General features: G+C 39.9%; 9 protein-coding genes and 1 pseudogene. 5 read left to right on the forward strand and 5 right to left on the reverse strand.

The features are described from left to right. Positions 1 to 111: 111 nt before the first annotated feature. From DS2_RS21065 to DS2_RS16415, 3 genes and pseudogenes are all read right to left on the reverse strand, one after another. Positions 112 to 195 (reverse strand): annotated as a pseudogene (locus DS2_RS21065) (transposase); the annotation flags it as partial. A gap of 239 nt (positions 196 to 434) precedes the next feature. Beyond that, positions 435 to 704, reverse strand: a complete 270-nt coding sequence (locus tag DS2_RS16410; protein ID WP_035015990.1) for a Txe/YoeB family addiction module toxin — start codon at positions 702 to 704, stop codon at positions 435 to 437. After that, positions 685 to 957, reverse strand: a complete 273-nt coding sequence (locus tag DS2_RS16415) for a type II toxin-antitoxin system Phd/YefM family antitoxin (protein WP_035016021.1) — start codon at positions 955 to 957, stop codon at positions 685 to 687. Before DS2_RS16415 ends, DS2_RS16410 begins: the two co-directional genes overlap by 20 nt. 709 nt (positions 958 to 1,666) lie before the next feature. Here DS2_RS16415 and DS2_RS16420 point away from each other — a divergent pair. Further along, on the forward strand, positions 1,667 to 1,945 hold the full coding sequence (locus tag DS2_RS16420; RefSeq protein WP_035015991.1) for a type II toxin-antitoxin system RelE/ParE family toxin: 279 nt from the start codon (positions 1,667 to 1,669) through the stop codon (positions 1,943 to 1,945). Next, positions 1,945 to 2,241 carry a HigA family addiction module antitoxin gene (locus DS2_RS16425; protein WP_017445231.1) on the forward strand — a complete coding sequence of 99 codons (297 nt, stop codon included), beginning with the start codon at positions 1,945 to 1,947 and terminating at the stop codon, positions 2,239 to 2,241. Before DS2_RS16420 ends, DS2_RS16425 begins: the two co-directional genes overlap by 1 nt. 246 nt (positions 2,242 to 2,487) lie before the next feature. Here DS2_RS16425 and DS2_RS16430 read toward each other — a convergent pair whose 3' ends face one another. Then, the gene (locus DS2_RS16430) at positions 2,488 to 3,678 is read right to left on the reverse strand and encodes an EAL domain-containing protein (protein ID WP_035015994.1); all 1,191 of its coding nucleotides are present in this window, start codon (positions 3,676 to 3,678) and stop codon (positions 2,488 to 2,490) included. A gap of 164 nt (positions 3,679 to 3,842) precedes the next feature. Between DS2_RS16430 and DS2_RS16435 the strand changes: the two genes are divergently transcribed. Then, the gene (locus DS2_RS16435; RefSeq protein ID WP_035015995.1) at positions 3,843 to 5,279 is read left to right on the forward strand and encodes a sensor domain-containing diguanylate cyclase; all 1,437 of its coding nucleotides are present in this window, start codon (positions 3,843 to 3,845) and stop codon (positions 5,277 to 5,279) included. Here DS2_RS16435 and DS2_RS16440 read toward each other — a convergent pair. After that, entirely contained in the window at positions 5,267 to 7,783 is a 2,517-nt protein-coding gene (locus DS2_RS16440; RefSeq protein ID WP_035015997.1) for a hybrid sensor histidine kinase/response regulator, read from the reverse strand. The two genes, DS2_RS16435 and DS2_RS16440, sit on opposite strands and share 13 nt — an antisense overlap. A gap of 142 nt (positions 7,784 to 7,925) precedes the next feature. On the opposite strand from DS2_RS16440, the gene DS2_RS16445 reads away from it, so the two are divergent. Both DS2_RS16445 and DS2_RS16450 read left to right on the forward strand, forming a co-directional pair. Then, positions 7,926 to 10,388, forward strand: a complete 2,463-nt coding sequence (locus tag DS2_RS16445) for a TonB-dependent receptor (RefSeq protein WP_035015998.1) — start codon at positions 7,926 to 7,928, stop codon at positions 10,386 to 10,388. Between the two features lie 8 nt (positions 10,389 to 10,396). After that, positions 10,397 to 12,340 carry a tetratricopeptide repeat-containing sulfotransferase family protein gene (locus tag DS2_RS16450; protein ID WP_035015999.1) on the forward strand — a complete coding sequence of 648 codons (1,944 nt, stop codon included), beginning with the start codon at positions 10,397 to 10,399 and terminating at the stop codon, positions 12,338 to 12,340. Positions 12,341 to 12,366 lie beyond the last annotated feature (26 nt).

Here is a 12,366-nt window from a genome sequence, read left to right on the forward strand (position 1 = left end):
TTAACTACTTGGCTTTTGTCTGTGTTAACCATCTCGCGTTTCCAGCTGGGCAAGCGCAAGTTAAGTTTGTTTTATTGAATATTTGGCGGTTGTTAAGCTGTTTGCTTGTTGTATTTTAGTGAGTGTGTTTTGCAGTTGCTTGATGGCCGGTTGTAAGGTTTGTTGTTCACCAACTGAGCCCCAAGCTTGTGCTTTGTGTGCGGCGATAATACGTTTACTGGCTTTGCGCTTGGAAATCAACGGCGATAAATTGGTTTTGGTGTGAATAGTCTGGCTTGTAGTTGGCCATGATTATGAGGTGTTGGTGAATAAGTGTTATTAGATCATATGGGGTCTGGCAACTCAATGTTTCTTTTGGGCAAATTACAGATTAAACTGATTTAATTTATTAAAGCTTAGATTGGAGTTTTTCTACAGTCTCGTTTTATATTTTTCTAATGATCGTCGTAATGTCCACCAATGGCGAAAATATAAATATATTCATCATCGAATTTATAGATTAACCGATCTTTTTGTGAAATCCGCTTTGACCATAGTCCTGATAAGTTATGTTTTAATGGCTCAGGCTTTCCTAACCCTGAACTAGGATCGGCACGCAGCATTTCTATAAGTATTTTGCATAAAGCTTTATGTAATTTTTTATCTTTTTCTCTCAATTGCTCGTAGGTGAGCCACGTTTTACCCTCAAAGATTAGTGATCTCATCTAATTGCTCTTGTGTTGGTTTATAGCCTTTATTGTTTGTATGCGTTTTCATTGAGTCGGCAATTTGTTGCATTAAGCTGTTACTTTGCAATACATGCAAAGTTTCTTGCTCTCGCTCCCAATCATCAGCACTCATCACAATAAAGTCGTCACCTGCACGTCTTGTTACTTTTAAAGGTTCATGATCGCTGACGGTTTGTTCAACATATGATTTTAAGTTGTCTCTAAATTGGTTTACGCTTATGCTGTTCATAGTTAATTCACTTTTATGTACGGTAATGTCGTACATTGTAGTACAAAAAATATAACAAGCCAATTCAAAGGACAAAAAACAGGCGGTTTTGCTCCTTCGTTGCTTATTTTAGCCAAGTCTTTATGCGCCGCTCATGGCAGGCGTTAGCCTTAACACGACGAACTAACTTTCATTGAGAGCGTTAATGAATAGAGCAATATCATTCTTACAAAGTGCTTCAAGTGGCAGAGCGGTGCTAATCTGTAATGGTCAACTTTTCCTATAGAAATTCTAAGCGGCATTTTTCATTTCAATATATTAACGCTGAAGCTCAAACGAAAACTGGTTGGTATCCAAAATTATTTTTGCCTACCAGATAACAGTCAAAGCATTAGCAGGATATATAACTTTGTACTGCACAGCTTATACACATGGCTAAACAGGCGCAGCCAAAGACATAGTTTTAACTGGCGTGGGTTTAAAGATATGCTAGGATATATTTCAAATAAAACCACTACGGGTCAGCAAACGCGTGATTACAGTAGATTGGTATTAGGGGCTTGTGATTTACACGGGCAGTGATTTTAACGAAGAGCCGGATGCGGTGTTATTTTTAACATTAGGGCACGTCCGGATCTGTATGGGGCGGCTCAGTAATGGGTCGTTCTACCATGACTACGTCTGAATATTCCTCTAGCTTTTTGTCACCTTAAGGGTTACACTTATCCTAATGATAAAGAGTTTCATTCATAAAGGCCTAGAAAAGTTTTATGCGACCGGTAAAACTGCCGGAATACAAAAAAAGCATGAAAAGAAAATTCGTTTAATTTTGGCTAACTTAGATCAGGCCGAAATACCTGACGATATGGACTTGCCGGGCTTATTTATGCATAAACTTAAAGGCGATAGAAAAGATATATGGTCTGTTCGAGTAAGTGGTAACTGGCGAATTACATACCGCTTTACCGGACGGGATGTTGAAATAGTAAATTATGAGGATTATCACTAATGTCTATGCATAATCCAGCTCATCCAGGCGAGATTCTTAAAGAATTGGTCATTGAGCCTATGGGAGTCACGATAACTGATGTAGCTAAACATTTAGATGTTAGTCGTAAGACGCTATCGAAAGTGTTAAACGCTAAAGGCTCAATTACTCCAGAGATGGCGGTTAGATTGGAGCTTGTTTTTGGAAAGCCCTCTGCCGATCATTGGTTAAGGCTTCAGAATGCATTTGATCTTTGGCAAATGAGGCAAGCCCAAAGCACCTTACATGTATCTCCATATAACTTGCAATTGGCGTAGTAGACGTATAATCGGGTAGCCGAGGGTATCTTGTAATGGTCAACTTTTGCTGTAGAAATTCTAAGCGGCATTTTTCATTTCAATATATTAATGCTGAAGCTCAAACGAAAATGGTTGCTATCCAAAATTATTTTGGCCTACCAGATATTAGTAAAAGCATCAGCAGGATATATAACTTTGTGCTGCACAGCTTTTACAAATGACTAAACAGGCTCAGCCAAAGACATAGTCCTGATAAGTTAATGTTCAGGCAATGGCCTTTTGCCATTTTTTTATCCATTCTATCAATTGTGCTGCAGGCATTGGTTTTGCGATATAGTAGCCTTGTAAAATGTCAGCGTTTAGATAACACGCCATATTCCAATGTTCAATACTTTCAATGCCTTCTAAAACAATCGACATGTTTAAACGTTTTGCCATACTGGTCATTGACTCAAGTGTGGCGCGGGCACTTTCGTCGGTTGTTGCTTGTTGGACAAATGTTTTATCTATTTTCATTTCCGAAAAAGGTAAATCTATTAGTCGTTCAACTGATGAATAGCCCGTGCCAAAATCGTCTATGGATAGTTTCACTCCGCGCATTGATAATCGGGCTAATACTTCTAGCATATCTGCTTGTTGTTCAATTACGCTTGATTCGGTGATTTCTAACACAAGGTTTGTTGGTGGCAATTGGTAACAGTTAAGTAGTTCAAAAATCATATCTGGTAGGTGCTTTTCTACCAACAGGGTGGCTGAAATATTCAGTGATACACTTAAGCTTATTCCGTCGTCTCGCAAACTCGATATTTGTTTGAGCACTTGATCAAGTTGTTTGTATGTTAGGTCTTTAATCAGTGAGTTGTGTTCTAATTCCATTATAAAGCTGTCCGGAAAAACCAGCCCTTTGGTTGGATGGTTTAACCGCGCAAGTGCTTCAATGCCCACAAGCTTTTTGGTTTTATTGCAAATTAATGGTTGGTAGTGTAAATCGAATTGGTGTTGGTCTAATGCTCGAATCAGTTCATATATTTTAAGCTTTTCTACATTGGCTCTGTGCGTTGGCTGTTTTTGCTGGGCCGCTTTTTTTATCATGCTAACAACTGCATGCTCGGTTATAGGCTTAGCAATACTTCCGACTAAGTCAAGTTTGCATGCTCGGGCTAGTTGTTCTACCGATTTAATGGTTTTTACTGACATTGAGCTAACTATAACCAAACGGCCTTTAAAATTTTTGCTTTGTAGTAGTCGGATAAATTCAACACCGTCTATATTGGGTAAATTTAGGTCACTAAAAATGATGTCTACAAGGTTATTTTCTACATAATTTAGGGCTTGGTTGGCATCAGAAAAGGCGTTAACTTGAGCAATACCAGCACTTTTTAACACTTGGATCATTAAAGCTGTAATAGAGGGGCTATCGTCTAATATCACGGCGTTCCATTGCAATTTGCTCATCGCGTCACTCCTTGTGTTTTAGTCATCTATAGTTTAGCTGTTTTTTTAGCCGCGACAAGTGCTATTTAACGGATGTGACTTAGTCGTCTGGTTTAGTTTGTTAGCGGCCTAGTTGCTGTTATCATTACGGACCATAACTTGTGAATAAGCATATTTAAATAATAATGAACACTAAAAATAGGGCATTAACCCTAGTATCAATTTTTTTACTTGTTGGGTTTGTTGCGGTAAGTGCCTTGAGTTATTGGTCGGCTAGGCAGTCGTTATCTGAACAAGTTATATCTGAGGTGGTTCCGTTAACAGGTGTCAGTATATATTCGAAAATTAAAGAAAGATTAATGGCACCTATTCAGATTTCTGCACTGATGGCTCAAGACACTTTTGTGCATGACTGGGTGAATGAAGGCGAGTTGCAGCCGTCGAGAATGCAGCGTTATCTAGCCGAAATTCAGCAGCGAAACAATGCGGTAACCAGTTTTTTTGTTTCTGATAAAACCTTAAATTATTATCACCCGAATGGCGTGTTAAAACAGGTTGATAAATCTCATCCGCAAGATAAGTGGTATTTCGCAGTTAAGCAAAGTAAACAAGATTATGTGGTTAATATTGATTTAGATACGCGCGATTTACAGTCGTTTACTGTATTTATCAATTACAAGGTGGTGGATTCTGACGGTCAATATTTGGGCGCTATTGGTATTGGTTTGTCGGTTGATTCTGTTACCCAGTTATTAGATGAAAATAACCCGCATCAGCAATTTTTTATTTTCTTTGCTGACAAACAAGGTGAGGTGATGCTCAAGGGGCAAAACGTAATCGCTAATCCTATCAATCACATGTCTGACATTACCGGCTTAGCGCAGCATCAACAGGCATTGTTGAGTCGCGAAAAAATGGTCATGCAGTTTAATTTGAACGGCCAAATTGCCCATATTAACAGCCGGTATATTCCAGAACTTGGTTGGTATTTAATGATAATGCATACAGAAAAACCATGGGATAGCCGTATTGTTAAACCGTTATTGTTTAACTTGTTAATTGGTTTTAGCGTGTCAATATTAGTCATTGCTGTGGTGTTTTATACGTTAAAACGCTACCAACGCGAGTTAGAGAAAATGGCCGTAACCGATAAATTAACTGGGGTGGCGAATCGGCACGGGTTTGAGCATATAGTCAAGCGCATGTTTGCCAACGCTAAAACAAAACCTGTCTGCTCTGCAATTTTGTTTGATTTAGATGACTTCAAACAAATTAACGATAGTTACACGCATTTGGCTGGCGATAGGGTAATTTGTGATGCGGTTGCTTTGGTAGAGGATGTTTATGGTCGTGTTGATACGTTAGCAAGGTGGGGTGGGGAAGAGTTTATTCTCGTATTGCCCAACGTAAATTTACCGCAGGCATTAAAGATAGCAGAAGATATACGGCAGAAGTTTGCCAATAGTCGCAGTCTATTTAATCAACAGTCTATTACATTTACTGCAAGTTTTGGCGTGGTACAGCAGCAGCCGGGTGAAGATCTTGATAGGTTTTTACTTAGGTTAGATCAAGCCCTGTATCAAGCTAAACAGTCAGGTAAAAATGTTGTTTATTCACAGTAGTGGTCGATGCATTTTTGTAATTCTGAAAAGTTAAAAGGTTTAGTGACATATGCATCCATACCTGCGTCTAAACATCTTTTTTCATTTTGACTGGTTACATCTGCGGTTAATGCGATGATGGGCGTGGGTTTACAGTTTGTTGTTTGTTCAATCGCTCTAATTTCATGGGTTGCGGTGTAACCGTCGATGCCTGGCAACATGCAGTCCATTAAAATCAGCAAATAACGTTCAGGTTGGTACATTTTTACCGCTTGTTCGCCATCTTGCGCCCACTCAACAGTGTAACCTTGGCTCGTTAGGTATTGTTCGGCGACTAAATAGTTTATGTCATTGTCTTCCACTATTAAAATATCTTTGTTGTTTGTGGGCTGAGGTGGCTGCTCGTCAGTTATATCTGGTGTTTCTGTTTCGTGTTCATATCCTTCAATGCTCAAGCACAAAGATTGCAGTAGCTTTTTACCGAGAATGGGCTTTTGAATATGTAATACGTTAAGCTCTTGGCACTCGGAATATACTTCCTCAGAGTCGACTGAGGTTATAAGGATTGCATGACAGTGCGCTGGTAAGCGTTCTTTTATTTTTCGGTATAAAGATAACCCGTCTAGTTCGGGCATGGCGTAATCTAACAGTAAAAAGTCGCAATCGATATGACTTTGTTGTTCTAACCAACTGAGTAGTTCAACTGGCGCAACAAAATTATGATGTTGAATATGCCACTGGTCGCAAAAACCATTTAATACTCTATGGTTTTCCGCTATATCATCAATAATTATCGCGGTTGTATTGTGTAAAGCTTCGGGTGCGATATGGTGGTGAGCTTGTTGTTCAACGGGTAACTCTAGTTCAAAATAAAATGTACTACCTTTATCTTTTTCGGAAGTAACGTGTAAACGCCCTCCCATCAAGGTAACCAATTTTTGACACAAGGCTAAACCTAAGCCTGTGCCACCATATTTTCGAGTTGTTGAGCTGTCTGCTTGCTCAAATGCGCTAAAAATATTTTGTTGCTGTTCGCTTGTTAAGCCTATACCTGTATCTGTTACGCTAAATTTAATCTGTGCGTGTTGCTCTGTGCTTTGTGGTAGTACTTTGGCGCTAACTGTTACACAACCAGATTCGGTAAATTTGATTGCGTTAGAGATGAGGTTACCCAATACTTGGCCAATGCGAATATCATCTGCCAATACTTGCATATTGGCTATTTCAGATGCATCAATAATGATTTCTATACCTTTTTTAGTTGCGTTGGCTCGGTGTGCCAAAACAATATCTGCAACAATGTCTTGCAATTCGGTTAGACTGGGGTGAATTTCTAATTTGCGTGCTTCTATCTTAGAAAAATCGAGAATGTCGTTAATAATGCCCATTAACAAACGACCTGAGTTTTCAATGGTCTTTAGTTTGTCCTTCTGCTCTTGGTTGAGCTTGCTAGACGCCAGCAATTGCGCCATACCTAATACGCCGTTTAGAGGTGTACGAATTTCGTGGCTCATATTGGCCAGAAATTCGCTCTTGGCATGGCTTGCCTGCTCTGCTTGTTGTTTGGCTTTGATAACTTGATTATGCTGGCGCTCTATCATCTGCGACAGCTTTTTTGAAAAGACCACAGCACCACTTCCGAACAATACTATGCTAATGAGCGTTATTACTAATACGTAAAGTGTGAGTTCTGATATATTTTGATTGATCACTGTTGTTGGAATCAGCCCAACAAATTTCCATCCCAAATAGGGAGATTTATATTCAACTGCAAAATAGCTTTGGTCAGCTGAAATGGTATTTTCCATGTATTCAAAAACGTTGTTTGGGTTGCGAGTATCTGCCAATATTCTGCCAGTATGCTCAATAACAACAAGCTCTCCTTGTTCGCCAAACTCCGCTTTCGATAGCATTTTAGTAAAGTCGTCTAGTGTTATGTCGAGCCCAATTACCCCTACATCATTATTTTGACTATCCTTAATTAAACGAACCGTTGAAATAAGCATGGTGTTATCGGCCGCCCAATAATATGCCGGTGCTCGAATAATTTGCCCATTGGCCTGTTTCGCTGAGGTATACCATGGGCGGGTACGTGGGTCATAGTTGTCTGTTGTTGGGCCTTCAGGCCATTGAACATAGCCCCCTTGTTCAGTCCCGAAGTAGAGGTAGTTTAAATTTGGGTAGTGTTGGGCAATTTGGCTGAATTTATCAAACAATTGCTGTTCTTTAGGGTTACTTGCGCTTGGCTGCATTTGAGTGGCAGCTAAGTGCATATAGCTGCTGACATATTCAGCATTCTTAATAAACTCAGGTTGAGTACTAATGAGGCTAAGTTGATTTTCATAAAGTTTGAACATCAAGGTAATAGCATTGTCGATTTGGCGAACCTCACCGTAAAATCGGCTTTCAAAAGCATTTTTGGCGTGAGTTCTAACTTCTGAAATGGTGAAAACGAAGTTTGCAAATAAAGGGATGGTGACGGCACATAAAAATGCCAATACTAATTTTACCCGTAACTGTTGCATTATGACCTTAGATCAACACAATACTTTGAATGTTTATAACTATAGCCACCTGTTTCGCTCAGTGCCATTTTATTCGAGTGGTTTAGTGGAAAAGTTTAAGAATAAACTATACTTAGTCCACTGTTTGTAATTGGCGTTATTTATGTTTTCACCTAGGTTAAAGCCTAAATATCTAGTGCGTTGTATTAGCTTGGCGTTTCTGACAGTGCATTACAACGCATTCGGCGAAGAGTCGCATCTTGACCCTCAAGTACAAGCGATAGAAGTCATTCGTGTAACATCAACTAAACGCACTCAAAACATGCAAAGTGTACCGATTGCGCTACAAGTACTTACTGAGCAGACGTTAGATGAACTCAAGCTGAGTAATTTAGATGCGCTTAATTTATATTTACCTAACGTTAGCGTTGCAACTAGAGGACCTGGTCAAGCAGACATTTTTATGCGTGGTATGGCCATTCAGCCTATTGCTGTTATGCTTTCTGGCGCACAAGGGGCAATGCCCAATGTAGCTGTATATCTAGATGAGCAACCCGTGACTGCACCCGGTCGAAATATTGATGTATATACACATGATTTAGCAAGGGTTGAGGTACTCGCTGGGCCGCAAGGTACTTTATTTGGCGGTAGTTCGCAGGCCGGTACTGTTCGTTATATTAGTAATAAACCACAAAAAGATAGCTTTGATGCTAACGTTAGTGCTGACTTAGCAACAACCAAAAATGGCAGTCATAGCCACACTGTTCAAGCCATGCTAAATATCCCTTTGGCTGACTCTTTTGCATTTCGTATATCCGCATACGATGTATTGCAAGGTGGATATATCGACAATACCCATGGTGTTTTTTCGATAGATCCAAAAGTAAATGATAAGTCTGCGCTGGAGATTGAAGGGGCAAGTTTTCAAAACGCGGATAATCGATTGCTAGTTGAAGACAATTTTAACCAGAGTGTTTACCGTGGTTATAGAGCCGCGGCGCAATACTGGATTGAAGATAATTGGCGTTTATTGTTGCAGCACAACGCCCAACAAATTGAGGCCGATGGCGTATTTGATATGGACCCACAAGTTGGCGATCTTGAAGTTGAGCGGTATTTTCCTGACCAATTAGAAGATGAATTCACTCAAAGCGCACTCACTATGTCAGGTAGATTAGAAGCGTTACAACTTTTGTATACAGGCTCAGTGTTGTCGCGCCAAGTCAATCAGTCGATTGATTATACTGGCTACAATAATACCAGTGCATATGTTGCGTATTATACTTGTACTTACAGTAACCCTAACTACATTGTAAATTACAATATACCTGCAAGCTTTATTACCGAAAACAGGCAGTGCAAAGACCCAACTAAAGGTTTTGTCGGCAAACAGTCGCATGATAAAAAAACACATGAATTCAGATTGGTTTATGACCAAAGTGCGAATTATACCGCGGTAGTTGGGATGTATTTTGATAAATTCACTTTAGAAACTCAAGATGACTATGTATATGTGGCTGCGCCTGAGTTAGGGTTTGCGCCGAATGCGCCAATTTCAACTGCAAATAGTATTGATCCGAACACTAGGCCAGCGGGGGTAACCTTTTTCAATGATGTCACGCGTAGAGAATCGCAACGAGCCTTGTTTGCTGAAGTCACTTTGGCACTAGCCCCTAAGTTATCAGCGACAATTGGCGCGCGAAAATACACCATTGAAAGTGATTTAACGGGTTCATCTAATTTTGCTGATGGTATTTTTCAAGGGTCGGTTAATACAGATAGAGGTCGCGACTATGATGTGTCGGGTGGACATTCTAAACAGCCATTAACGCAATCGGATAGTATCTATAAATTTAATCTAAATTATCAATGGCAAAACAATAAATTGATTTATGCCACTTATTCTGAAGGTTTTAGACCGGGCGGTTTTAACCGAGGTGGTGGCATACAATCGGCCAATCCTGAATTTCCGAATGTTGCTACAACCTATGACACAGACGATGCCACAAACTATGAATTGGGGTTAAAATCGAGTTGGTTAAACAATCGTATGCGTTTAAACGCGAATGCTTACCGCATTAATTGGCACAACATGCAGGTTTCTAGATTCGATCCACAAAATGTGTCTATTTTAACCTTTATTGAAAATGCGGCTGACTCAACAATAACTGGGTTAGAAACCGATTTAGCTTGGCAAGTGACAGACTATTGGCAATTGCACACGGCTGTAGCTGTGATTAATAGCAAACTGACTAACATTAAAGCCCGCGCGATAGAGCTTGTACCTGAAGGTAGTGAGTTACCTTTAACACCTAAGATTAAGGGAAATATTCGGAGTCAGTATAGTTGGCCTCTCGGCCAGCACTGGGTTGATTGGCATGTGTCATGGATTTACTCGCATAGTGCATGGAGCTCTTTGGTGGCTGAGCAAAGAGAACAGCAAGACGGCTATCATATAGTAAATACTTCTGTTAGTTTAGAAGCGCAATCTTGGCAAGCTCAGTTGTATATCAATAATCTGACTGATGAAAGGGCAGAGCTGTTTATTAACGACCAAGACGACATTCGTCGAGTCACGGTTAATCGGCCGCTGACATTGGGCGTAAAAGTAAAATATCGTTTTTGAGAATTTTTATGCTGCAACAGATTCAAGCATTGGTTAAAAGTGGCGACATATTAACTGCTTGGCAACACCTTCAACGGATAAAGCAAGACGAATTGGACGAGCAGACATTGTACTTGTCAGCCGTGTGTAATCGCTACTTAAATAATCCGACTTGCGCTTTAAATTATTTAGATTCGTTGCTCAAGTTAGACCCGACACACGCACGAGCTTATCAAGAGCAAGGTTATAATTTGTTATTGTTAAACAAAGCAAACGATGCGTTAAAAGCGCTAAACAAAGCCGTGAAGTTGAACCCAAGTTTAACCGCCGCTTGGTGCAAGCTCGCAGAAATTTATACACATAATCAGCAAACACAGTTAGCTGACAACGCACGCGCCAATGCAGTGTATTATCAATCGTTACCTTTACATATTCGCAGCGGCTACTCAAAACTGTACGATGGTGATATAGCGCAAGCTCAGCGCTTATGCCAAACCTATTTGCAGCATCAACCGGATCACCCAGATGCTATGCGATTACTTGCGCAGGTTGCCCAGTATAATGGCCACAATGACAAAGCGGAGTTTATATTAGACAGTGCAAGACTAATTTCGCCAGGCAACTTGTTTGTGCAATATGATTTGACGATTGTCTATCAAAACCGACAAAAATTTGTAGAGGCATACGAGCTCGCGTCTAGTCTAGTTAAAGCTGCACCAGAGAGTATAAGTTTTATGTTGTGTTGCGCCAATCAAGCAGCTGCGGTTAACCAATATGCTGAAGCTGAGCGCATGTACTTGCAAGTACTTTCTCAACTTGAAAAGAGCAGTGTTGATTATTCTGAAGTGGCGATCGCGTTAGGCCATTTATATAAAATGCTGGGCAAGACTGCACAAGCAATTGACTATTATAAACAAGCCTACATTAATAACCTTGATTGCACAGATGCGTTTTGGAGTTTAGCCAATTTAAAAAACTATCAATTTACCCAAGGTGAATTTCAGTTGATGCTGCAAACGCTTGAGCTTGGTTATTTAAGCAAACAACAACAGTGTTTATTGTCATTCGCTTTGGCTCATGCTTTTGAAGCGAAAAAAAACTATCAACGTGCGGCCTGTTTTTATCAAAGTGCAAATCATTTGCGCTTATCTGAGCTTAACTACAACAACCAAAAACATGTTGAAGATATTATTAACCAACAATGTATTTACCCTGAATCGTTATTTTTAAATTCGCCTGCAAGTGCAAAGGCCACTGCAACGCCAATATTTATCGTTGGCTTGCCCAGAGCTGGCAGTACTTTGTTGGAGCAAATCTTAGCTTCTCATTCTAAAGTCTGTGCAACGATGGAATTGCCATACATAATGCAAATGGCATATCAACTAGAGAAACAAGCCGCTGAGTCTAATGCTGAGCTAACTAGTTATATTGCCAGTTTGAGCGAGGGGGACAAACAACAGCTCGGCCAAACCTATTTGCAAAAAACAGCGATTTATCGTGATGGCTCTGACTATTTTATTGACAAAATGCCGAATAATTTTAAGCATGTGGGGTTAATTAAATTAATTCTACCGCAAGCAAAAATTATTGATGTGCGGCGAAACCTGCAAGATGCCTGTATGGCGAATTACAAACAATATTATGCCCAAGGGCAGCACTTTAGCTATCACTTAAAACACTGTGCAAATTTTTATCGCGGCTATCAAACCTTGATGGATTATTGGCAAAGCTTGTTCAAACAAGATTTACTCACGCTAGAATACGAGCATTTGGTTGCTCAGCCACAACAAAGTATTTCGCAGATTGTCGAAATGCTTGGTATTGAGTTTGAACCGACTATGCTGCACTTTTATCAAACAGAACGAGCGGTTAAAACACCAAGCTCAGAGCAAGTTAGACAGCCACTTTATCACTCTAGTATTAATGCTTGGCAAAATTTTGCTTTGTATTTGCCTGAACTGAATAACCTATAACTTTTGTCTGACAATTTGATTTTGTG

Source organism: Catenovulum agarivorans DS-2 (assembly GCF_000568405.1).
Lineage (GTDB): Bacteria > Pseudomonadota > Gammaproteobacteria > Enterobacterales > Alteromonadaceae > Catenovulum > Catenovulum agarivorans_A.